The sequence below is a fragment of the Paractinoplanes polyasparticus genome (assembly GCF_019710575.1).
Lineage (GTDB): Bacteria > Actinomycetota > Actinomycetes > Mycobacteriales > Micromonosporaceae > Actinoplanes > Actinoplanes polyasparticus.
Window position 1 is genome coordinate 1 of record NZ_JAHWFK010000046.1, and the last position, 21,887, is coordinate 21,887.

Sequence of the window (21,887 nt, forward strand, 5' to 3'; positions counted from 1 at the left end):
ACTAATTGGCACTGGCTTATCAAGCACCCTGTTGAGTTCTCAAAGAACAACCACACCCGGCCAACCGCTCCGGGGCAACCGCTCAAACTTACCTGGTCGACTTCGCGAGCGCAAGATCTAAAATCTTGCTCGCATCGCCCAAGTTTTCTCCACGACTGGAACCCGCTTTCCGGCGGGGTAGATCGTGAGAGTGGCCTCGCGGACCGGCCGACGATCACTGAGTGATCTGCTTGCCCGGTTCCCGCTGGCTTGACTAACTTACCCGGTTGGTTTCGCTAGCGCAAGTCGCCCTGCCCTGCTCCACCCGGCCTGTCGGTCAAGCGTAACGCCTACCCTTCGGGAGCGCCGTCCGAGCGTCGCTTTCGCGTCGTTCGTCCGGGTTTCCCTCGGGCAGAGAGAAAGTTACGCGACCGGGTGCCGCTCATGCAAATCGACCCCCGTGCCCATCAGTGCTCCGAGACGACCCGAAACCGCTCCCCGACGTGAAAGAGTGGGCACATGGGAGCTTCGCGGACGCTGGCGGCCGACGTGCTCGTAGACATGATCATGCCGTTCGGCCAGTTCGTCATCGGCGCTCTTGTGCTGGTCACGCTGGTTGTCTCGGTGCGCCGGCTCCTCGAGCGAGGGCCTTCCCGCATGGGTGGCGCAATGCTGCTGTCGGGCGGCGCGGTCATCGGTTTCGCCCTGGTCGGCTACCTGATCCAGCTTCTGTGACGCCGCTGACACCTCAGTGATGAACCACTGAGCACGTACCTCAGACGCCGGGTACCGGAGAAGCGCCCTTCCAGCCGGAACTACAGGCGGCGGTTGGCGAGGCTCGGCAGTTCTGTGCGGATCTTGTCGAGACGGCCGAGGTCGAGGTCGGCGGTCACCACGCCGACGGTGTCGGGCGCCTGGGCCAGCACGGTCCCCCAGGGGTCGATGATCATGCTGCGGCCGAAGCAGGTACGGCCGGGGTCGTGGTCTCCGATCTGGCCGGCCGCCACGACGTAGCACTGGTTCTCGATCGCCCGGGCCCGCAGCAGCACCTCCCAGTGGTCACGGCCGGTGTGCATCATGAACGCGGCCGGCACAACCAGGACTCGCGCGGCGCCCTCGATGGCGAGCCGGCGGTAGAGCTCGGGGAAACGTAGGTCGTAGCAGATCGACAGGCCCGTGCGGACGCCGGCGATCTCGGCCACGACAGTCTCGTCGCCGGGCGCCACTGATCGGGATTCCTGATAGGAGACCCGGCCGGCGATCTCCACGTCGTACAGATGGATCTTGCGGTAGCGCGCGACCAGGCCACCATCGGGGTCGAAGACCAGGGACGTGTTGTAGGTGTGATCGGCGTCGGGCCCGCTTTCGTGGAACGAGCCGGTGTGCACCCAGATGCCGATCTCACGCGCCGCGTTCGAGAAGAACTTCGCGAAGTCGCCATCGATCGGCTCGGGCTTGGGCGCCGTCTGCCCCGGACCGAGGTAGTCAACGTATTCCGGCAGCACCGCCAGCTCGGCCCCGGCCGCTGCCGCGCGTTCGAGCACATCGCGGGCCACCTCGAGGTTGTGATCCCGGTTGGCCCGCGAGTTCACCTGACACACCGCAACACGCATTCCTGAAGCCTACGAGCGCTCCGGGCGCAGCCCAACCCCCGCCGAGGAGGCAGTACCAAAGAACTGTCCCGGTCCCCTACCGATGGCCCTAGCCGTGGCGGCGGCTCCACGGTTGACTCCCACCTGATCGATCGAAGCCGCGACCGGTCAGGCGTGAGGAGGCGATGCACACGGAGCCGATGCACACGGAGGCGATGCACACGGAGGCGATGCAGACGGAGGCACCACGGGCGGGGGCGATGCGGCCGCCCGCGCCAGGAGCGCACGCAGGAAGCGCCGGTGTTTCGGGGCCAGGCGGGTCCAGATCCGGCGCCCGAGGGGACGGTCGAAACGGACCAGCATCGCCTGGGTCACCTCGGTTCCCGTGCTGTGCAGGACGAGACGCGCGGTCACGCCGGTCGCGGCCCTCGATTCGAGGACGATGTGGGAGGAGCAGTTGTGAAGGATCCGCCATCCGAGCACCTGGGCACGCGACCACGGTGGCGCCAGCGGGATGCCCAGCAGCGTCCAGACGGCGATCATTTGCGCTCGGGTAGCCCGGGGGCAGCGCTCCAGGGTCTGCCGCGCCCACTGCTCGGCTGTCCGGTCGGCCGATGTGGCGAAGGCGAACGACTCGCGGTAGTCCACGGGTTCCAGGCCGGCGAGGGCCTCGAGGCCGGGCGGCGTCTCGATCTCGCGAACGGTGATCATGGCCGCGACCGGGAGGAGAACTGCGAGGACATGAGGAAACCCCGGTCAGGCCAGGCGAGACTGCATGGCCTCGGCCAGCGCGTGGATGCCCTTCAACGGTCGGATCATCACTGTGAATTCGGTGATCTGGCCGTCCGCGGCCTCCTGGAGGAAGTCGCAGCCCTCGAGGTGCATGTCGCCGATGTGGGCGCGGAACAGCAGGGCGTGGTCGGGCGGCGAGGTCAGCTCACGGGTGTAGTGGAAGTCCTCGAAGACCTGAACGACGGCCTTGAGGATCGGGGCCACGGCGAAACGGCCGCGATAGGGAGTGAAGACAACCGGGCTGCGGAAGACGACGTCCTCGTGGAGCAGTGCCAGGGCGGCGTCGATGTCCTGGGCTTCGATGGCGGCTCGGAACGGGTGCAAGGCGGGCCCCTATAGTCAACTAGTTGAATAGGTGCGGATTACGCTAACCTGCGCTCGAGGAGGTGTCCAGATGTCGCTGCGCCACGCAGTGCTGGCGGCCCTGGCGCAGGGCGAAGCGTCGGGGTACGAGCTGGCCAAGCGGTTCGATGTAGGAGTCGCCAACTTCTGGTCGGCCACTCCGCAGCAGCTCTACCGGGATTTGGAACGGCTCGAACAGGACGGCCTGGTCAGCGCCCGGGTGGTGGAGCAGAGCCGCCGGCCCAACAAGCGGGTGTTCGTGCTGACCACCGCGGGACGTGAGGAGCTACGGGCGTTCGGCGAGCGGCCGGCCAAGCCGCCGGCGATGCGGGACGAGTTCCTCGTCAAGTTGCAGGCCGTCGACCCGGAACGGCCCGAGGCGATCCTCGCCGCGGCCACGGAGCGGATCGGACGGTCGCGCGAGAAACTCGCCCGGTACGACCAACTGCGGGAACGGATGCTGGCGGGACGCGACGAAGACCAGTTCCTGCGCGAGAGCGACCAGGTCGGGCCCTACCTGACACTCATGGCGGGGCGGATGTACGAGCAGACGAACATCCGGTGGGCCACCACCGTGCTCGAGACGCTCACCAACCGCCACGCCGGAGTGCGCGGCACGAGCGGGTAGGACTCACCGCGTACGCGAAAAAGCCGCCGCCGTCGCACCCGGAGGGACGACAGCGGCGGCTTCTGACAACGTCAGGCGGACTTTTCCTCGCGCTCGCGACGGCGGCGGCCGACGAACTCGCGCGGGACGATCGTGGGGTTCACGTTCTCGAGAACCACCTCGCGGTTGATGACCACACGAGCGGCGTCGGGGTTGCTCGGCACCTCGTACATCACGGAGAGCAGAACCTCTTCCATGATGGCGCGGAGACCGCGGGCGCCCGTGCCGCGCAGCATCGCCTGGTCGGCGATGGCCTCGAGAGCGCCGAAGTCGAACTCGAGCTCGACCCCGTCCAGCTCGAAGAGGCGCTGGTACTGCTTCACGTAGGCGTTGCGGGGCTCGGTCAGGATCTTGATCAGAGCCTCGCGGTCGAGGTTGCGGACCGTGGTGATGACCGGCAGACGACCGATGAACTCGGGAATCAGGCCGAACTTCAGCATGTCTTCCGGCATGACGCGGCTGAAGATGTCGTCGGTGTTCCGCTCGGAGATCGAGCGCAGGTGAGCGCCGAAACCGACACCGCCGTGGCCCACCCGCGACTCGATGATGCGGTCGAGGCCTGCGAACGCGCCACCCACGATGAACAGCACGTTGGTGGTGTCGATCTGGATGAATTCCTGGTGGGGGTGCTTCCGGCCGCCCTGGGGCGGAACGTTGGCCACCGTGCCCTCGAGGATCTTCAGCAGAGCCTGCTGGACGCCCTCACCGGAGACGTCGCGGGTGATCGACGGGTTCTCGCTCTTGCGGGCGATCTTGTCGACCTCGTCGATGTAGATGATGCCCTGCTCGGCCCGCTTGACGTCGTAGTCGGCGGCCTGGATCAGCTTGAGCAGGATGTTTTCCACATCCTCGCCCACGTAGCCGGCCTCGGTCAGAGCCGTGGCGTCCGCGATCGCGAACGGCACGTTCAGCATGCGAGCCAGCGTCTGCGCCAGGTGGGTCTTGCCGCAGCCCGTGGGGCCGATGAGCATGATGTTGGACTTGGCCACCTCGACGTCACTGCCTGCACCGGGCGCGCCGCTCGACTCGGCCTGAATCCTCTTGTAGTGGTTGTAGACGGCGACCGAGAGCGCCTTCTTGGCCTGTTCCTGACCCACCACGTACTGGTCGAGGAACTGGCAGATCTCCATCGGCTTGGGAAGCTCTTCCCACTTCACCTCGCCGGTCTCGGCCAACTCCTCTTCGATGATCTCGTTGCAGAGGTCAATGCACTCGTCGCAGATATAGACCCCAGGGCCCGCGATGAGCTTTTTGACCTGCTTCTGGGACTTCCCACAGAAGGAGCACTTCAGTAGGTCGCCGCCGTCGCCGATCCGTGCCACCTACGTACTCCTTGAGCTCATCGGCCGGCTTGCGCCGGCCCTGATCTGAGGACTGATTGCCTCGTTGCCATCTCATCGTCTGCCGAACCGCGTAACTGAGGCTGCATGCTCGACGTTACCCGCAAAGGTGCGGTTCTCCGACCCCCCAAAACGGGCGTGTCAGGGGTCGGCCGGCCTATTTGGCACCGGCCGGCCCCCGACATGATGCCTCAGCTGCCGGAGCCGACCGACTGCAGGCTCTTCTTGCGGCTCGCCAGCACGACGTCGACGATGCCGTACTCCTTGGCCTCGTCGGCCGTCATGATCTTGTCGCGGTCGACGTCCTTGCGGACCTGCTCCGGCGGGCGGCCGGTGTGCCGCGAGATCATCTGCTCCATCTGGGTGCGCATGCGGAGGATCTCACGCGCCTGGATCTCGATGTCCGACCCCTGGCCGTAACCACCCTCGGTGGCCGGCTGGTGGATCAGCACACGCGAGTTCGGCAGCGCCATGCGCTTGCCCGCCGTACCGCCGGCCAGCAGAACCGCGGCGGCGCTGGCAGCCTGCCCGAGGCAGACCGTCGAGATGTCGGGGCGGACGTACTGCATCGTGTCGTAGATCGCCGTCATGGCGGTGAAGGAGCCGCCGGGCGAGTTGATGTACATCAGGATGTCGCGGTCCGGGTCGGAGCTCTCCAGCGTCAGCAGCTGGGCCATCACGTCGTTGGCCGACGCGTCGTCCACCTGCACGCCGAGGAAGATGATCCGGTCCTCGAACATCTTGTTGTACGGGTTCGTCTCCTTCATCATCCCGTTCGAGGAACGCTCGACGAAGGAAGGCAGCACGTAGCGGTTGTGCACCGGCGCGAACCCGGAGGGCAGGGTCATGTCAGTCATCTTTCAGCTCCTCAGTTCAGCGTTCCGGCGCCCTCGGGAACCTGAGTGGCCCCGGTGATCACCTTGTCGATGAAGCCGTAATCCATGGCCTCCTGAGCCGTGAACCAGCGGTCACGGTCGGAGTCCTGCTCGATCTGCTCCTGGGTCTGGCCGGTGTGGAAGGCGACCCGCTCCTGGAACATGCGCTTGGTGTACAGCATCTGCTCGGCCTGGATGGCGATGTCGGCGGCCGTGCCGCCCATGCCACCGGACGGCTGGTGCATCATGATTCGCGCGTGCGGCAGCGAGAAACGCTTGCCCGGGGCGCCGGCGCAGAGCAGCAGCTGTCCCATCGACGCGGCCATGCCCATCGCGACGGTCTGAACGTCGTTGTCGATGAACTGCATCGTGTCGTAGATCGCCATACCCGAGTAGACCGAGCCACCGGGCGAGTTGATCCAAAGGTTGATGTCGCGCTCAGGGTCCTCGGCGGAAAGCAGCAGCAGCTGCGCGCAGATGCGGTTGGCAACCGAGTCGGTCACCTCGCTGCCGAGGAAGATGATGCGCTCACGCAGCAGGCGGTTGAAGACCGAGTCGTCGAGGTTGCCACTGAGGGAATCACCGCGGAGCACGGGGCTCGCGGGGAGATGAAGATCGGTCATGGCAGCCCTTCACAGCTGACTGTGTCGGCCAGTGGCGGCCGGCAAGTTGTCCGTCGTACGACCAACCTAACCGGTCCATTGCGCATCAGCTTCCCGCTCGGGCAGGTGTTCGCTGACAGCGCACGGCTGAGCCAGCCGGAACGCGATGCCCCTTCGAGGCTGACGACGAGACGGTGGTTTTCCGTCACCGCAAAGAGCGCGGGGACGGAAAACCACCGTCTCGTCGTCAGCGGGGCGATCGCGTTCTATAGCTGGGACCTCAGTGGTTGTGGCCCGCGTGCTCGTCCTCGCTGGCGGCGCGGAGGTCGTCGAGGGTCAGCACGGTGCCTTCGCTGTCCTTCATCTCGACCTGCTCCATCACCGAAGCCAGGGCCTTGCCGCGGCGCACATCGCCGAACACGGCCGAAGCCGCACCCGACTGCACCAGCTGGTCGTAATACTCCTGAGGCTGCATCTGAGCGCGCTGCGCACGGTGCACGATCTCGTGCCCGAACTCGTCGTCGGAGACCTGAACGTCCTCGGCGTCGGCGATCGTGTCGAGCAGCAGCTGGATGCGGACGCCCTCCTGAGCGGCCTCGGTCAGCTCCTGCTCGATCTGCTCCTCGGTCTTGTCCTCGGAGCTCAGGTAGTCCTGCAGGGTCGCGCCGATCCGCTCCAGCTGGTCGGTCATGGCCTGCTTGCGGCCCTCGACCTCATCCTTGACGACGCCCTCGGGCGCCGGGATGTCGGCCGTCTCGACCAGCTGCTTCAGCGCCTCGTCACGGGCCGCGTAGATCTGCTCGACCTTCTTGACCTTGGTCAGCCGCTCACGCAGGTCGTTGCGCAGCTCCTCCAGCGTGTCGAACTCGCTGGCCATCTGAGCGAAATCGTCGTCGACCTCGGGCAGCTGCTTGTCCTTCACGCTGCGAACCGTCACCTCGACGTCCGCGTCCCGGCCGGCGAAGTCGCCACCGACCAGCTGCGTGGTGAACTGGGCGTCGGCGCCGGCCACCAGGCCCACGAGAACCTCGTCGAGGCCCGGGAGCAGCTGCTTGCTGCCCACCTCGTGCGAGATGTTCGTCGCCGAGCCGCCCGGCACCTCGGTGCCGTCCACGGTCGCCTTCAGGTCGAGCTGCACGTAGTCGCCCTCGGCGGCCGGCCGCTCCACCGTCTTCAGGGTGGCGAAACGCTCCCGCAGCCCGTTGATCTGCTCGTCGATCTCGTTGTCGCCGATCTCGACGGCCGGGACCGTGACCGAGATGGTCTTGAGGTCGGGCACGGTGATCTCGGGACGGACGTCGACCTCGGCGGTGAACTTCAGCGGCTCGTTGTCGCCGAACTCGGTGATCTCGACCTCGGGGCGGCCCAGCGTCTTGACGTCGTGCTCACGCACGGCGGCCAGGATCTGCTGAGGGATCGCCTCCTGAACGGCCTCGTTGAGGACCGCGCCACGCCCGACACGCTGGTCGATGACCGCTGAAGGGATCTTGCCGCGACGGAAGCCCGGCACCTGCACCTGCGCGCCGATCTCCCGGTACGCCTTCTGCAGGCTCGGCTTGAGCTCGTCGAACGGCACCTCGATGGCGAGCTTCACCCGAGTCGGGCTCAGAGTCTCGACGGTGCTCTTCACAGGCGTACTCCTTGTTGCTGCGGATAGTTGATGTCAGTCGGGGTGGCGGGATTTGAACCCACGGCCCCTCGCTCCCAAAGCGAGTGCGCTACCAAGCTGCGCCACACCCCGTGGCGACGGCCAGTGTATGCGGTCCGCTTCCACGCGCGTGCGCTGGAGTCACCTGGTGGGGAATCCGGTTCGCGTGAACGGGAGATGATTCAGTAAGCTGGCCGAGCATCCCCGTCCAAGACGGGGGCGTTGCGGGCGTAGCTCAATGGTAGAGCCTCAGTCTTCCAAACTGATTACGCGAGTTCGATTCTCGTCGCCCGCTCAAGTTTTCCCTGCTCAGGCCATTATCCTCGAAACGGCCGGTCACACATGCACTGCCGCCGGCGACGCCGCCGGGACAGCGCGCATCTGGGAGATCAGGCCATACGCGTGACCGGTGTCCCGCTCTGCTCGGCGGCCAGTCCGGCGAGCATGGCGAGGGCGTCGGCGGTCTCGGAGCCGGGCCTGGCCAGTCTTCGCCCACTTGTCGCCCCAGATCGACTTCGCGCCCTCGTCCAGCACGAGCCATCGGACGGCGTTGCGGTGCCGCGCCGGCATCGCGTCGAAGTTGGCCAGCAGCAGCCGGGCCATCGGGTTGGCAGCCAACACGTCGGTCCGGCGGCCCAGCACGTATGCCGGCGCGTCCCCCAACTTCTTCGCGGCCTTCGGCGCCAAGCCGGCCGAGGAGTTCGGCGCCCCCCGCGAGGTGGTCGACGCGATCCTGCACGCCGTGGACAGCGACAACCCGCCAACCCGGGTCGCCGTGGGTCACGAGGCGCGCACCACGATCCGTGAGGCCCTGACCGCACGTCTGGAGGAAGTCACCGCTCAGGCGGCCTGACCTGTGAGCCGGAGACGTGCAGGATCTCGGAGGGGTACGCCCGGCGAGGCGGTGGGCGGTGCGGATCAGGTACGTCTGGTTCGCAAAGCCACCAGGGCGGTCGGCTGGATGGGCAGCTCGGCCGGCGCCGCGCTCAGGCGGGCCACGGCTTCGCTGTGGTTCGGGGCGCGGCGCCGGGCCGCCACCCGGCGCCGCGCGTCTCGGCCGGCTTGGGTGCCTCGGCCGGGAGCTTCTGGAGGATGGTGCTCCAGATACCCGCGGAGAATTTAGTCCTGTGCTTTGATGCCCGTCTATTAGGTCTGGCTTAAATCGCACTGTGAGGTTCGGTCCGGGTCACTCAGCGCGATCATGGGCGACCGCGGGGAGGTTCGGTCAGGCGCGGGCCGCGCCTCCCTGAACTGCGGCGTGACACCCGCCGCCGAAGAGGGGTGCGGGGTGAGCTTGGGCTGAATGCGCGGATGGCGCACCACGGCACGCTGCCGAGCGGGTGGGGACGGCGTAGCCTCGCACGATGACCGTGCTGTGGACAGCGCTCATCATCGTTGGGGTGGTCATGATTTTGGTGGCTGTGTGGCCCAGCGTGCGCGAAGGTCGGCGACGCCACGACGACAAACGGGACAGCGCCTGACGCGGCGCTGTGCGGGGGCTGGCAGACTCGTCGCGTGAGTACCGGGGAGCTTCAGACGTACAGCCTTGTCGAGCTGGCCGTCGAGCGTCTCCGTCACGAGATTCTCGGTGGGCACACCGACCCGGGCGAGCGCCTGGTCGAGGAACAGCTCACGCGCCGGCTCGGGATCAGCCGGGCGCCGCTGCGGGAGGCCATGCGGCTGCTGGCCCAGCAGGGGCTGGTCGAGCATATTCCGCGGCGTGGCGCCCGGGTGGCGACGCTCTCCGACGACGACGTGCGCGAGCTGTACGAGGTGCGGGACGTCCTCGAGCGGCATGCCGTCTCCACGATTCCGGCCGGTCCCGACCTGACCGCGCTGCGGGCCGCGCTCGATGTGATGCGGACGGCCACCGAAGCCGGTGACCGGCTCGAGCTGGCCGACGCGCACCGGCGGTTCCACACCGCGGTGGTTGCCCTGGGCGGCAACCGCCAGCTGGCCGAGCTGTACGGCTCGGTGCTGGTGCGCATCCAGCTCTACATGGCGGTCAACATGCGGCGTGAGGCCGAGGTGGCTCGTGCCGAGGACGGCGTGGCCCGGCACGAGCGGCTGTTCGCCGCGGTCGAGCGCGGCGACACCGCGGCGATCCTCGAGGCGTTGAGCGCGCACGGCGCCCGGACGTATCTGAGCTAAGGGAAATCGCGCCGTTACAAAGCGCAGCATTCCCCGAAACAGAATTGTCGACAATCGACGATGTGGATGCGAACGCGATCGTCGAAGCCGTACGCGGCCGGCCGGACGTCTGGATCAGCGCATTCGGCGCCGATGAGCTGCGAGAACGCGCCGAGCAGGCGGATCCTCGGCTGCCCTTGGCCGGGATGCCGTTCGCGGTCAAGGACAACATCGACGTGGCCGGGTTGCCGACGACGGCCGGATGCCCCGATTTCGCGTACGTGCCCGAACGGAACGCGCCGGTCGTGCAGCGCCTGGTCGAGGCGGGCGCGATCGTGGTCGGCAAGACGAACCTCGACCAGTTCGCCACCGGGCTGACCGGGGCGCGCTCCCCCTACGGCGCGCCGGAGAGCGTCTTCGGGGGCGGGCTCATCTCGGGCGGGTCGAGTTCCGGGTCGGCGGTCGCGGTGGCTGACGGCACTGTGGTCTTCGCGCTCGGCACGGACACTGCGGGCTCGGGCCGGGTGCCGGCCGCGCTCAACGGCATCGTCGGGATCAAGCCGACCCGGGGTCTGCTGAGCACGCTCGGGGTGGTGCCGGCGTGCCGCTCGCTCGACTGTGTCTCGATCTTCGCCCGGGACGTGCCCATGGCGGACCGGGTGATGCGGGTCGCGCGGGGTCGCGTACGGGAAGACCCCTGGTCACGCGAGGGAAGCCGGCCGTTGCTGGCCGAGCCGCGGATCGGCGTACCGGAAGCCCTTGATTTCTTCGGAGATGCCGGGCAGGAGAAGGCCTTCGCCCGGTTCGGGGGCGACGTGACGGTGGATGTCGGACCGCTGCTCGAGGCCGGTGACCTGCTGTATCGCGGGCCCTGGGTGGCGGAGCGGCTGGCCGATCTGGGTGACTTCCTGCAGGCGCATCCGGAGTCGGTGCTCCCCGTGACCCGGGCCGTCCTGGAGACCGGCCACGGCTTCACGGCGGTCGACGCGTTCCGCGCCCAGCATCGCCTGCGGGAACTGCGAAACGCGGCGGACCGCATGTGGGAAGGGATCGACGTCCTGGCGCTCCCGACGGTCGGCACCACTTTCACTCATAGTGAGATCGCCGAGGATCCGATCGGCCGCAACCTCACGCTGGGTCGTTACACGCAGTTCGCCAACCTGCTCGACATGGCCGCCGTGACCGTGCCCAACGGCTTCACCGCGGACGGCCGCCCCGCCTCGATCACCCTGTTCGGGCCGGCCTTCAGCGACGACACCCTGGCCCTGCTGGCCCGCTCGCTGCCGGTCGACAACAGCCTGACCCTCGCCGTGGTCGGACTGCACCTCAGCGGCGAGCCGCGCAACGGCGAGTTGCTCGACCGCGGCGCCACGCTGGTCGGCGTCGCCCGCACCGCACCCTGCTACCGCCTGTATCACCTGCCCTCGGGCGCCCCCGGCCTGGTGCGCAGCGAAGCCGGCGAGTCGATCGAGATCGAGCTCTGGCAGATGCCGGCCACCGAGGTCGGCAGCTTCCTGGCCGGCATCGCGGCGCCCCTGTCGCTGGGCCGGGTCGCCCTCGACGACGGCACCGAGGTCACCGGCTTCCTGTGCGAGGCGTACGCGGCGACCGGTGCCCCTGACATCACCGCCAGTGGCGGCTGGCGTAACTACCGTGCGAGAGGAGCCACCACATGACCGCATCGATCGGGCCGGTCAAGGCCGACCCCTACCCCTGGCCGTACGACGGCACGGTCCCCGTGTCGAGGACGGCGCTCATCTGCGTCGACTGGCAGACCGACTTCTGCGGTAAGGGCGGTTACGTCGACTCGATGGGTTACGACATCGAGCTGACCCGGGCCGGGCTGCCGGCCACCGCCCGGCTCCTCGAGCACGTCCGCGACCTGGGCATGCTCGTGATCCACACCCGTGAAGGGCACGACCCCGACCTGTCCGACCTGCCGCCCAACAAGCGCTGGCGCTCGGCCCGGATCGGAGCCGAGATCGGCAGTGACGGGCCGTGCGGCCGGATCCTGGTCAAGGGCGAGCCCGGCTGGGAGATCGTCCCCGAGGTCGCCCCGGTGGCCGGCGAGGTGATCGTCGACAAGCCGGGCAAGGGCGCGTTCTACGCCACCAATCTCGACCTCGTCCTGCGCACGCACGGCATCACCCACCTGATCCTGACCGGCATCACCACGGACGTCTGCGTGCACACGACGATGCGCGAGGCCAACGACCGCGGCTACGAGTGCCTGATCCTCAGCGACTGCACGGGCGCGACCGACCCGTCCAACCACACCGCCGCCCTGCACATGGTCACCATGCAGGGCGGTGTCTTCGGCTGCGTCGCCACCTCGGACGACGTAATAGCAGCAACGGAGCCCTGACATGCCGACAGTCGATGCCAAACCCGCACCGTTCACCTTCGACACCGACAGCACCGTGCTGCTCGTCATCGACATGCAGCGCGACTTCCTTCTCCCCGGCGGCTTCGGCGAGAGCCTGGGCAACGACGTGTCCCAGCTGAGCCGGACCATCGAGCCGCTCAGCGTGCTGATGGCGGCATGGCGCGCCCAGAACCTGCCGATCATTCACACCCGCGAGGGCCACGAACCCGATCTGTCCGACTGTCCGCCGTCCAAGCTGGCTCGCGGTGGCATCGGCGAGCAGGGGTCCTTCGGCCGGATCCTGATACGCGGTGAATACGGCCACGACATCGTCGACGAGCTGCAGCCGCTGCCGGGCGAGCCGGTCATCGACAAACCCGGCAAGGGCGCGTTCTATGCCACCGACCTCGCTGACATCTTGGACAAGTTCGGCACGAAAAAGCTGATCGTCACGGGGGTCACGACCGAGGTCTGCGTGCACACCACGGTCCGCGAGGCCAACGACCGCGGGTACGACTGCCTCGTGCTCGCCGACTGCGTCGGCTCGTACTTTCCCGAATTCCAGCGCGTCGGGCTGGAGATGATCGCCGCGCAGGGCGGCATCTTCGGCTGGGTCGCCGACTCCCCCGCTGTCATCGCCGCCCTCCAGGAGCAGAAATGACGACCACTGTCGCGGCCAAACCACCCCTCTGGGTACGCGGAGACACCAACGCCTTCTTCGGCTTCGGCGTCAACGTGCTGGTCAACGTTCTCACCCTGACGGCGCTGTGCATCGGGGTCATCAAGATGCCGGCGTCGGACGTCTTCGGCGTGATCCTGCCCGCGCTCGGCATCGCGCTCGTCGCGGGCAACGTCTACTACACGTTCCTGGCCCGGCGGCTGGCCGCCAAGGAGGGCCGCTCGGACGTCACCGCGCTGCCGTACGGGCCGAGCGTGCCGCACATGTTCATCGTGATCTTCGTGATCATGCTGCCGATCTACCTGAACACCGGCAACCCGGTGCAGGCGTGGACGGCCGGGATCGCGTGGGCCTTCATCATCGGCGTGATCGTGCTGATCGGCGCGTTCGTCGGCCCGTACATCCGCAAGTACACCCCGCGGGCGGCGCTGCTCGGCACCCTGGCCGGCATCTCGATCACGTTCATCTCGATGAACCCGGCCGGCAACATGTGGAACTACGCGTGGATCGCCCTGCCGGTCCTCGGCCTGCTGCTGATCGGCCTGCTGACCGACGTGAAGCTGCCGTTCAACTTCCCGATCGGCCTGGCCGCGCTGCTCGTCGGCTCGGCGATCGGCTGGGCCGGCGGGGCCATGTCGGTGCCCGACGTGACCTCGGCCGCCCGGGACATCGCGTTCGCCTTCCCCCATCTCAAGTTCGACCTGCTGGTCGACGGGCTCCGCGACATGGCGCCGCTGCTGGCCACCGCGATCCCGCTCGGCGTCTACAACTTCACCGAGGCGATGACCAACGTGGAGAGCGCCGCCACCGCCGGCGACCGCTACAACCTGCGCAGCGTGCTGCTGGCCGACGGCGCCGGCGCGGTGATCGGCTCGTGCCTGGGCTCGCCGTTCCCGCCCGCGGTGTATGTCGGCCACCCCGGCTGGAAGGCGGCCGGCGGCCGGACCGGCTACTCGATGGCGACCGGCGTGGTGATCGCGCTGCTCTGCTTCTTCGGGCTGTTCGGCCTGCTCGGCGCGATCTTCCCGACCGCTGCCATCGTGCCCATCCTGCTCTACATCGGCCTGCTGATCGGCGCTCAGGCCTTCCAGGCGACCCCGCGGGCTCACGCGGCCGCGGTGGTCGCGGCGCTGATTCCGAACATCGCCTCGTGGGCCACCGGACAGATGGACAACGCGCTGGCCGCCGCCGGCACCACCGCGGCCGAGGTCGGCACGGACGCGCTGGCCGGGGCGGGTGTGGTCTACGACGGGCTGAAGACGCTGGGCGAGGGCGCGATCCTGGCCGGGCTGGTGCTGGGCGCGATCGTCGCCTTCATCATCGACAAACGCTTCTGGCACGCCGCGGTCTTCGCCGGGTCGGGGGCGGTGCTCAGCTTCATCGGCCTGATCCACGCCGAGAAGGTGCAGTGGAACGCGGACGGGCAGGTGACGCTCGGCTACCTGTTCCTCGCCGTCGTGTGCGTGGTGTTCGCGCTCGGCAAGCCGACGCCCCGCGTGCCGGACAAGGACGAACAGGAGAGCTTCGAGGGCAACAGCTTCACCGAGGCGCCGGAAGGTGGAGTGCCGACTCCACGTAAGGAAGAGCCCGCCGTTTCCTGATCATCGAGCGCAACCGGAGGAATGTCGTGGACGCGGACGTCATCGCGGAGGTCGGTACGGCCTTCGAGGCGTACGAGAAAGCCCTGATCCGCAACGACGTCGACGCGATCATCGGATTCTTCGCCGGCGACGCCGTCCGTTACGGCCTCGCCGACATGCAGATCGGCCTGGAGGAGCAGCGGCGGTGGCGGCTCGCGCAGCCGCCGCTGCCACCCGGCCGGCGCCTCAAGGACACGATCATCCAGGCCTACGGGCCGGATGTCGCCGTGGTGAACACGTTGTTCGGCTATCCCGGCAGCGAGGTGCTCGGCCGCCAGTCGCAGACCTGGGTGCGGTTGCCCGAGGGCTGGCGGATCGTCGCCGCCCACGTCTCCGAGCCGCGCGGTCAACCGACGTAGCGGCGGGCCTTCGAGCGGCGTTGCGCCTCGTCCAGTCCGGCCAGCCGCGCCTCGACATCGGCGGGGCGCGGCCGGCGGGCGGTCAGCAGCCAGGGCAGTCCCCACAGCGCGTCCCACACGGCCAGCGCCGAGGTGCGGTCGTGCGGCACCGTACGGGCCAGGAAGGCGCTGCGGCGCAGGGCCGGGCCGATCGGTCGGCGCAGCCAGGTGAACCACAGCGTGTTGCGCAGGCCCACCCGCCGCCGGTGGACGGCGTCGCGCAGCACCGACGCGCGGTGGTGCACGACCAGATCCTCCAGGTAGCACAGCTCCCAACCCGAGCTGAGCAGGTCGGTGGCGAGCAACTCCTCCTCGCCGCCCAGCCAGAGCCGCTCGCTGAAGCCGCCGGCCTGCTCGAAGGCGTCGCGCCGCACCACCGAGGCGCCGGCCAGGAAGCTGCCCAGCGCCGGTCCGGGCAGCCAGTCGGGGCCGGGCACGGGCGAGTCGCGCAGCTCCTCGACGATCGGGTCGTCGACGCCGCGCGGCTCCACGACGATGCGCGCGTTCACCAGCGCCAGGCGGGGGAAAGCGTCGAGGGCGTCGGCCGCCCGGGCCAGCGAACCCGGTTCCCACCACGTGTCGTCGTCGCAGAACGCCACATAGGGCGTACGGAGGCGGGCGACCCCGACGTTGCGGCCGACCGCACCCAGGTTCTCGGTCAGCGGCACGACGTCGACCTCGGGGAACTCGCGCCGGACAGCCTCGGCTGTGCCGTCGGTGGAACCGTTGTCCACCAGCACGATCGGCGGCTGCTCGGGAAGCTCCCGCAGGCGCCGCACCGCCGCCACCGCTTCGTCGCGCCGCTGCCACGTGATCACGACGACGCCTGTCCGCTGATCAATCACGGCGGCCGGAATACCCGGCTCTTTCGCGGGCATACCGTGCTGACCAGCACACCTCGCACCGTAATCAGGAGGTAACACCGTGGATCCGCGCAGCAAGTACCCCGGTCCGGCGCTCGACGGCGGCGACCAGGACCCGCCCGGCTCGACCAAGGCGATGCCGGACCGCCCGGACCACGGCGAACAGAGCTACCAGGGTTCGGGCCGGCTCAGCGGCCGCAAGGCGGTCATCACCGGCGGCGACTCCGGCATCGGGCGGGCGGTCGCCATCGCGTACGCGCGAGAAGGCGCCGACGTGCTGATCTCCTACCTGCCCGAGGAGGAGGACGACGCGCGCGACACCGCCCAGTACATCGAGAAGGCCGGCCGCAAGGCGGTGCTGGTTCCGGGCGACATCCGCGACGAGTCGCACTGCCGCGCCATCATCGACCGAGCCCGGACCGAGCTCGGCGGCCTGGACATCCTGGTCAACAACGCGGCCTATCAGATGGCTCAGCCGGGCGGGATCACCGACATCACGGACGAGCAGTTCGACCGGGTGATGAAGACCAACCTGTACGCGATGTTCTGGCTCTGCCGGGCGGCCGTTCCGCACCTGCAGCCGGGCGCGACGATCATCAACACGGCGTCGGTGCAGGCCTATCAGTCGTCGGCCCACCTGCTCGACTACGCCACCACCAAGGGCGGCATCGTCGCCTTCACCAAGGCGCTGGCCGAGGACCTGGCCGACAAGGGCGTCCGGGTCAACGCCGTGGCGCCGGGCCCGATCTGGACCCCGCTCATCCCGGCCACCATGCACGAGGAAAAGATCAAGACCTTCGGCGAGGACGTCCCGCTCGGCCGGGCCGGGCAGCCGGCCGAGCTGGCCCCGGCGTACGTCTACTTCGCGAGCCCGGAGTCGAGCTACACCACCGGTGAGGTGCTGGGCATCACCGGCGGCAAACCCGTCAGTTAGCGAACAGGCCGACGACCCAGTGGAAGGCGTCCATGACCCACTCGGTCTGCTGCAGCCAGGCGAGGCCGACGCCGGCCAGGAAGAGGGCCGTGACCAGGTGTGAACCGCGTGCGGTGCGCCGGACACGGCCCATCTGGCGTTCGATCACCAGGTGGCCGACGACCCGGGCCAGGCAGAAGACGCCGACCGCGACGGCCAGCGTGACCACCAGCACGACCGTCGGCGTGCCGAACGGGCCTTCGCCCGACAGGGCCCAGATGCCCCAGCAGACGAAGGCGAACAGCACCGCGGCGCTGGTCCACTCGCCGCCCTGGCGCAGCTCGCTCCACTTCCAGCTGATGGGGTGGTGTGCGTGCGGCGCCGGGGCGCCGGGCCAGCCCACGCCCGTCGGCTCGTGCTCGGCCCGCGGCCGGGCGTTCACCTGAGCGCGGCCCTGGTTGAACGGCGCGGGCGGCGCGGCCTCGGGCGCCGGGAACTGCGCCGTCGGTGGGGGTGCACCCTGCGTCGGCGTGGTGGGCGCGTCGGCCCACGGGTCTTGTGGCGGCATGTCGAGCGTCCGCTCCGACCACTGCGGTTGCTCAGGCATTGGTTCCCCCTCCGGTCGGGCGGTGCGTCCCACCCGCCCTCATCGAGAGTAGCGACCCGGCAAACCATTCGCTCTCGGGCCCGCGGTCCGTTACACAAGTCCTATGTTCGAATCCGTGCGCCTGCGCGCCGCCACCGACGAAGATCGGCGCGGGATCGCCGACCTGTTGCTGTTTGTCTTCCATGAGCATGGCACCGACGATCAACGTGACCTCGAGATGCGGATCATCGAGCCCGAGCGGTCGGTGGTGGCCGACGACGACGGCCTGATCGTCGGCAACGCGGCCGTTCAGACGCGCGACCTGACGGTGCCCGGGGCGGTGATCCCGGTCGCGCACGTGACCGGCGTGGGCGTCGCCCCCACCCACCGCCGCCAGGGCCTGCTGACCGCCATGATGCGCCGCCAGCTCACCGACATCGCCGAGGCCGGCCGCGAGCCGGTGGCGGCGCTCTGGGCCAGCGAGACGGCGATCTACCCGCGGTACGGCTACGGTCCGGCCGCCGACCGGCTCCGCCTCGACATCCGCAGCCGTGAGATCACCGTCACCGGGCCCGAGGCGCCGGCCGGCAAGTTCCGGCTGATCGATCCGAAGGCGGCACGGGCCGAACTCGTCGCGGTGCACGACGCCGTACGGATCCACCGGGTGGGCTGGTCGAGCCGCCCCGACTACTGGTGGGACTACCTGCTGGCCGACAACGACGCCATGCGCGACGGCGCGACCAACATGCGCGGCGTCGTCTACGAGACCGCGGACGGGCCCGTCGGCTATGCCCTGTGGCGGGTGAAGAGCGACTGGGACTCACACGGCCCGGCCGCCGACGTGCGCGTGAACGAGCTGGTGGCGGGCGATCCGGGCGTCTACGCGGCGCTGTGGAGGTTCCTGTTCGGCACCGACCTGGCCCGGACGGCGTCGTACGACTTCGCGAGCGTCGACGAGCCGCTGCAGTTCATGGTCGACGAGCCCCGCAAGCTGGGCCGGCGCTACGCCGACGCGCTCTGGATCCGGCTGGTCGACCTGCCGGCCGCGCTCGAGGCCCGCCGCTACGCGACCCCGGTCGACGCCGTGTTCGAGGTGACCGATCCGGTTCTCGAGGCCAACAACGGGCGCTGGCGGCTCATCGGCGACGCTGAGAAGGCATCCTGTGTACGCACGGACGACGCCCCCGACTTCGCCTGTTCGATCACCGAGCTGGGCGCGGCCTACCTGGGCGGCACAACGCTGGCCACGCTGGCCACGGCCGGCCGCATCCAGCAGTTCACCGGCAACCTGCCGTCGACCGCGTTCCAGTGGTACCGCCTGCCGGGCGTCCTCGAGGTGTTCTGAGGGTGCTCGCGGTAGCGTCGGCGGCATGGCTGAGCCCGAACGCCGCCGGCGTCGCCTGCGTCCCTCCTCCGGTTCCGCGGTGCCGGCCCCACCGCCGACCGCCGACGAGGCCGCCGGGCCGGCCGCGGGTGCGGCCGTGACCGAGCCGATCGCCGACCCGGTTCCCGAAGCAGAGCCGGCGGGGGCGGCCGGGCCGGCGCCGATCGAGCGGCTGGTGCGACCGCCGCGCAACGGCGGCAGCCGTCGTCAACCGCCCGGGCCGGGCGGCAACGGGGACGACCGGGAGCTCGAGCGCGGTCTGCGCGGCCTCGTCGGCTCGGGGTCGTCACAGGTCAGCGTGGGTGCGGCGCTGCGCGCCCGGGACGCCGCCCGCCCCAGCGAGCAGGATCTGGCCGACGCCGACCGCAACCTGACGATCGTCCGCCGGAACTGGGTGCCGCGGGAGGAACTGCCCCGCAACCGCTGAGATCAGCTGGCCGGGAGCTCCGGCAGCGCCGGCCGGCTCGCCTCGTACTCGGCCAGCTGAGCGATGCGGCGGGCGTGGCGCGGGTTGCCCGAGAACGGGGTGGCCAGGAACGTCTCGACGAAGCCGGTGGCCTCGTCCAGCGTGTGCTCGCGGGCGCCGATGGAGATGACGTTGGCGTCGTTGTGCTGGCGGGCCAGCTGGGCGATCTCGGTGCGCCAGACCAGCGCGGCGCGCACGCCGTCGATCAGGTTGGCCGCGATCTGCTCGCCGTTGCCGGAACCGCCGATCACGATGCCCAGCGAGCCCTCGTCGGCGACCACCCGCGCCCCCGTGTGCAGGCAGAAGGCCGGGTAGTCGTCCTCCGGGTCGTAGACGTGCGGCCCCACGTCGACGACGTCGTGGCCCTGCTTGATCAGGTGGTTCACGAGGTGCATCTTCAGCTCGTAACCGGCGTGGTCGGAACCCAGGTAGACGCGCATGGTCTCACTCTCTCAAAAATACGGCGGTCAGAAGGTCAGGCCCGCGCGCAGGTAGGCGGCGACCTGATCGGTGGCCACCCGGGCGTCGTCGATCACCGCGAGCTTGCGGGCGAATCCATGATTCACCCCCATGTAGCGGGTGTGCACCACCGGCACCCCGGCCGAGAGCAGCGCGTCGGCGTAGTCGGCGCCCTCGTCGCGCAGGGCGTCGTACTCGGCCGTGATGATCAGCGCGGGCGGCAGGCCGGCCAGGTCGTCCGCGGCCAGCGGGGCCACGTCGGGCGTGAACCGGGTCAGCGGGTCGGGGGCGTACATCGTCCAGGCCCGCTGCATCGAGGCCCGGTCGAGGCCGTACGAGCCGACCTCGTCGTACGACTCGGAGGCGGTCATCGGGTCGATGGCGGGGTAGATGAGCACCTGGAGGTCGAGCGGGGTCGCCGCGTCGCGCTGCCGCCGGGCCACGACCGTGGCCAGCTGGCCACCCGCGCTGTCGCCGCCGATGGCCAGCCGTGAAGGGTCGACGCCGAGCTCGGCGCCGGCCTTGCGCACGTACGCGATGACCGTCTCGACATCGTCCAGAGCGGCCGGGAAGACGTGTTCGGGCGCGAGCCGATAGCCGACGGAGAGCACCGCGCAGCCGGACCGGTCGGCGATACGCCGGCACGCCCGGTCGACCGTCTCGATGCTGCCGTAGCACCAGCCGCCGCCGTGCACGTAGACGAACACGGGCGCGTCGACCCGGGCGGCGTAGAGCCGGGCCGGCACTCCCCCGGCGTCGACGTCGGCCACCACCGGCAGTGGCAGGGCCGGGCCGCACTCGGCCTCGTTCGAGTCCTCCATCGCCTGCCGCAGGAACTGCAGGATTTCGTACGAGTCGGAGAGCTCAGCCGGCGGCCGGGCACGCAGCCCGGCCGCCGTAATGATTTGTCGCTTAAGCGTCATTTTTATGGGTGGTGGGTGGGGTGGTCGGATGGGGGTTCAGCATCAGTCGAGCTGGCTGAGGACTAGACCGCCCCGCGCCTTGGGCGTGAACCACGTGCTCTTGCGGGGCAGCTTCTGCCGTTCGAGATTCACCCGGACGAAGTCGTCGACGGTGACCGGCGCGATCAGCACGGCCAGCTCGGACCGGCCGGCCTCGACCTCGCCGCGCAGCCATTCGGCCGGGTAGTCACCGCCCACGTAGTTGATCCGCTTGTCGCCGGGATCGAGCCCCAGGGCGTCGCGCAGCAGCACCCGCTCGACCAGCGCGTGGTCGAGGTTGTCGACGTCGGCCAGGTTGGTGTTGACCGGCAGGCCGACGGCGAAGGACCGCCCGGCCGAATACAGCTCGATGGTGCCCTTGCCCGGCGTGCGCGCGGGCCGCGGCACCTCGGTGACCGTCGCCCCGGCCTCACGAAGCCGCGCGAGCAGCTCGTCGAGGGGCAGCGGCAGCTCGCTGACCAGGCGGTTGTAGGGCTGGATGGCGACCGAGGCGGGCGTCGTGACGACGGCCAGGAAGCGCGGCAGGCCGGCGGTCTGCGCGGCCAGGCTGCGGTGGTTGCCGTCGGCCACGACCAGCTCGCCCCCGCCGGCCAGGGCGGTCAGCTCGTCCTGCTGGGGGCCGGGACCGAGCAGCCAGATGGCGTGGGTGCGGCCGGTCTGGTCGACGTCGGTCGCAGCCGGGGCGCCCGCCGCGTCGGTGGCGGCGGCCAGGGCCGCGTGCAGCTGCTCGCCCTTGCCGGTCTGCAGCAACAGGACCGGGGACAGCAGCGTCCCCACCGCCTCGGCCAGGGCCACGCGCTCGCGGACCTTCTCGAGGAAGACGTCCTCGTTGCGGATGACCAGGCCCGGCTCGTCGGCGCTGGTCGAGATCTGGTCGGTGTCGACCAGGCACCACAGCCCGTACGCGGGGGGCTCGCCCGCCGCGGTGATCCGGTAGAGCACGACGACCTCGTCGGCCGGCGTGTAGAGGCCCTCGGCGCGCTCGAGCGCGAGCCGGGCCACCGCGTCGGGCAGCGAGGCGGCAAAGGTCTTGCCCAGTGACTCGGGTGCCAGGTGCGGCATCTCGACAGCGAGTGAACTATGCGGATTGTCGGCGATGATGGACGTTATTTCGGCGTCGTCGGCGAATTCGTCGTAGTTCTGGGCGCCCGTGCCACCAGTGGTGACCCAGGCCCGGCTGATCGGGTGCACGACCGTCATGACAC

Annotated in this window: 25 protein-coding genes and 2 tRNA genes; 13 read left to right on the forward strand and 14 right to left on the reverse strand. The window is 69.3% G+C overall.

Features of this window, described 5'->3' with window-relative positions:
• Window positions 1-498 precede the first annotated feature (498 nt).
• Window positions 499-714, forward strand: coding sequence for a hypothetical protein (locus KXC43_RS38155; protein WP_221381107.1), 216 nt, complete (start codon window positions 499-501; stop codon window positions 712-714).
• Window positions 715-794: 80 nt separating this feature from the next.
• Here KXC43_RS38155 and KXC43_RS38160 read toward each other — a convergent pair whose 3' ends face one another.
• The 3 genes from KXC43_RS38160 to KXC43_RS38170 all read right to left on the reverse strand — a co-directional run bounded on the left by KXC43_RS38160 (window position 795) and on the right by KXC43_RS38170 (window position 2,687).
• Window positions 795-1,592 carry a carbon-nitrogen hydrolase family protein gene (locus KXC43_RS38160; RefSeq protein WP_221381108.1) on the reverse strand — a complete coding sequence of 266 codons (798 nt, stop codon included), beginning with the start codon at window positions 1,590-1,592 and terminating at the stop codon, window positions 795-797.
• Between the two features lie 147 nt (window positions 1,593-1,739).
• The gene (locus KXC43_RS38165; RefSeq protein WP_221381109.1) at window positions 1,740-2,282 is read right to left on the reverse strand and encodes a hypothetical protein; all 543 of its coding nucleotides are present in this window, start codon (window positions 2,280-2,282) and stop codon (window positions 1,740-1,742) included.
• A 45-nt stretch (window positions 2,283-2,327) separates the two neighbouring features.
• Window positions 2,328-2,687, reverse strand: a complete 360-nt coding sequence (locus KXC43_RS38170) for a nuclear transport factor 2 family protein (RefSeq protein ID WP_221381110.1) — start codon at window positions 2,685-2,687, stop codon at window positions 2,328-2,330.
• A 70-nt stretch (window positions 2,688-2,757) separates the two neighbouring features.
• Here KXC43_RS38170 and KXC43_RS38175 point away from each other — a divergent pair, with 70 nt between their 5' ends.
• Window positions 2,758-3,333, forward strand: coding sequence for a PadR family transcriptional regulator (locus KXC43_RS38175; RefSeq protein ID WP_221381111.1), 576 nt, complete (start codon window positions 2,758-2,760; stop codon window positions 3,331-3,333).
• 71 nt (window positions 3,334-3,404) lie between these two features.
• Here the strand turns inward: KXC43_RS38175 and clpX are convergent, their stop codons facing one another.
• The 5 genes from clpX to KXC43_RS38200 all read right to left on the reverse strand — a co-directional run bounded on the left by clpX (window position 3,405) and on the right by KXC43_RS38200 (window position 7,930).
• The gene (gene clpX / locus KXC43_RS38180; protein ID WP_221381112.1) at window positions 3,405-4,694 is read right to left on the reverse strand and encodes an ATP-dependent Clp protease ATP-binding subunit ClpX; all 1,290 of its coding nucleotides are present in this window, start codon (window positions 4,692-4,694) and stop codon (window positions 3,405-3,407) included.
• A 209-nt stretch (window positions 4,695-4,903) separates the two neighbouring features.
• Complete coding sequence (locus KXC43_RS38185) at window positions 4,904-5,569, reverse strand: ATP-dependent Clp protease proteolytic subunit (RefSeq protein WP_221381113.1); 666 nt, start codon at window positions 5,567-5,569, stop codon at window positions 4,904-4,906.
• Between the two features lie 11 nt (window positions 5,570-5,580).
• Window positions 5,581-6,210, reverse strand: coding sequence for a ClpP family protease (locus tag KXC43_RS38190; RefSeq protein WP_221381114.1), 630 nt, complete (start codon window positions 6,208-6,210; stop codon window positions 5,581-5,583).
• A gap of 259 nt (window positions 6,211-6,469) precedes the next feature.
• Window positions 6,470-7,819 (reverse strand): trigger factor, encoded by a 1,350-nt coding sequence (tig, locus tag KXC43_RS38195; RefSeq protein WP_221381115.1) that lies wholly within the window; start codon window positions 7,817-7,819, stop codon window positions 6,470-6,472.
• Window positions 7,820-7,856: 37 nt separating this feature from the next.
• A tRNA-Pro gene (locus KXC43_RS38200) sits at window positions 7,857-7,930 on the reverse strand.
• 131 nt (window positions 7,931-8,061) lie between these two features.
• Here KXC43_RS38200 and KXC43_RS38205 point away from each other — a divergent pair.
• A tRNA-Gly gene (locus KXC43_RS38205) sits at window positions 8,062-8,132 on the forward strand.
• A gap of 41 nt (window positions 8,133-8,173) precedes the next feature.
• Here KXC43_RS38205 and KXC43_RS38210 read toward each other — a convergent pair.
• Window positions 8,174-8,479: an MmyB family transcriptional regulator gene (locus tag KXC43_RS38210; RefSeq protein ID WP_308129446.1), complete on the reverse strand. Its 306-nt coding sequence runs from the start codon at window positions 8,477-8,479 to the stop codon at window positions 8,174-8,176.
• Between KXC43_RS38210 and KXC43_RS51725 the strand changes: the two genes are divergently transcribed.
• The 7 genes from KXC43_RS51725 (at window position 8,445) to KXC43_RS38240 (ending at window position 15,010) form a co-directional block, all read left to right on the forward strand.
• The gene (locus KXC43_RS51725) at window positions 8,445-8,690 is read left to right on the forward strand and encodes a hypothetical protein (protein ID WP_255645560.1); all 246 of its coding nucleotides are present in this window, start codon (window positions 8,445-8,447) and stop codon (window positions 8,688-8,690) included. The two genes, KXC43_RS38210 and KXC43_RS51725, sit on opposite strands and share 35 nt — an antisense overlap.
• 662 nt (window positions 8,691-9,352) lie before the next feature.
• Window positions 9,353-9,988, forward strand: coding sequence for a GntR family transcriptional regulator (locus KXC43_RS38215; RefSeq protein WP_221381117.1), 636 nt, complete (start codon window positions 9,353-9,355; stop codon window positions 9,986-9,988).
• 62 nt (window positions 9,989-10,050) lie between these two features.
• Window positions 10,051-11,643: an allophanate hydrolase gene (atzF, locus tag KXC43_RS38220; protein ID WP_308129447.1), complete on the forward strand. Its 1,593-nt coding sequence runs from the start codon at window positions 10,051-10,053 to the stop codon at window positions 11,641-11,643.
• Window positions 11,640-12,332: a biuret amidohydrolase gene (gene biuH / locus KXC43_RS38225; RefSeq protein ID WP_221381119.1), complete on the forward strand. Its 693-nt coding sequence runs from the start codon at window positions 11,640-11,642 to the stop codon at window positions 12,330-12,332. Before atzF ends, biuH begins: the two co-directional genes overlap by 4 nt.
• A gap of 1 nt (window position 12,333) precedes the next feature.
• Complete coding sequence (locus KXC43_RS38230; protein WP_221381120.1) at window positions 12,334-12,993, forward strand: cysteine hydrolase family protein; 660 nt, start codon at window positions 12,334-12,336, stop codon at window positions 12,991-12,993.
• Window positions 12,990-14,612: a regulator gene (locus KXC43_RS38235; protein WP_221381121.1), complete on the forward strand. Its 1,623-nt coding sequence runs from the start codon at window positions 12,990-12,992 to the stop codon at window positions 14,610-14,612. The genes KXC43_RS38230 and KXC43_RS38235 overlap by 4 nt, the downstream gene beginning before the upstream one ends.
• 26 nt (window positions 14,613-14,638) lie before the next feature.
• Entirely contained in the window at window positions 14,639-15,010 is a 372-nt protein-coding gene (locus KXC43_RS38240) for an AtzH-like domain-containing protein (RefSeq protein WP_221381122.1), read from the forward strand.
• On the opposite strand, the gene KXC43_RS38245 is transcribed toward KXC43_RS38240, so the two are convergent.
• Window positions 14,998-15,894, reverse strand: coding sequence for a glycosyltransferase family 2 protein (locus KXC43_RS38245; protein ID WP_221381123.1), 897 nt, complete (start codon window positions 15,892-15,894; stop codon window positions 14,998-15,000). The two genes, KXC43_RS38240 and KXC43_RS38245, sit on opposite strands and share 13 nt — an antisense overlap.
• A gap of 79 nt (window positions 15,895-15,973) precedes the next feature.
• Between KXC43_RS38245 and KXC43_RS38250 the strand changes: the two genes are divergently transcribed.
• Entirely contained in the window at window positions 15,974-16,846 is an 873-nt protein-coding gene (locus KXC43_RS38250; protein WP_308129448.1) for an SDR family oxidoreductase, read from the forward strand.
• Here the strand turns inward: KXC43_RS38250 and KXC43_RS38255 are convergent.
• The gene (locus KXC43_RS38255) at window positions 16,839-17,432 is read right to left on the reverse strand and encodes a DNA-directed RNA polymerase II (protein ID WP_221381124.1); all 594 of its coding nucleotides are present in this window, start codon (window positions 17,430-17,432) and stop codon (window positions 16,839-16,841) included. The two genes, KXC43_RS38250 and KXC43_RS38255, sit on opposite strands and share 8 nt — an antisense overlap.
• Window positions 17,433-17,535: 103 nt before the next feature.
• Here KXC43_RS38255 and KXC43_RS38260 point away from each other — a divergent pair, with 103 nt between their 5' ends.
• Together KXC43_RS38260 and KXC43_RS53625 are read left to right on the forward strand one after the other, a co-directional pair.
• A complete protein-coding gene (locus tag KXC43_RS38260) occupies window positions 17,536-18,756 on the forward strand; it encodes a GNAT family N-acetyltransferase (RefSeq protein WP_221381125.1) in 1,221 nt (406 codons plus the stop codon).
• 25 nt (window positions 18,757-18,781) lie between these two features.
• Window positions 18,782-19,222, forward strand: coding sequence for a hypothetical protein (locus KXC43_RS53625; RefSeq protein ID WP_221381126.1), 441 nt, complete (start codon window positions 18,782-18,784; stop codon window positions 19,220-19,222).
• A gap of 2 nt (window positions 19,223-19,224) precedes the next feature.
• Here KXC43_RS53625 and KXC43_RS38270 read toward each other — a convergent pair whose 3' ends face one another.
• The 3 genes from KXC43_RS38270 to KXC43_RS38280 are packed head-to-tail and all read right to left on the reverse strand — an operon-like array spanning window position 19,225 to window position 21,882.
• Window positions 19,225-19,701, reverse strand: a complete 477-nt coding sequence (locus KXC43_RS38270; protein WP_221381127.1) for a ribose-5-phosphate isomerase — start codon at window positions 19,699-19,701, stop codon at window positions 19,225-19,227.
• A 27-nt stretch (window positions 19,702-19,728) separates the two neighbouring features.
• Window positions 19,729-20,643, reverse strand: coding sequence for an alpha/beta hydrolase (locus tag KXC43_RS38275; RefSeq protein WP_221381128.1), 915 nt, complete (start codon window positions 20,641-20,643; stop codon window positions 19,729-19,731).
• Window positions 20,644-20,685: 42 nt separating this feature from the next.
• On the reverse strand, window positions 20,686-21,882 hold the full coding sequence (locus tag KXC43_RS38280) for a DUF1015 family protein (protein WP_221381129.1): 1,197 nt from the start codon (window positions 21,880-21,882) through the stop codon (window positions 20,686-20,688).
• Between the last annotated feature and the right edge of the window lie 5 nt (window positions 21,883-21,887).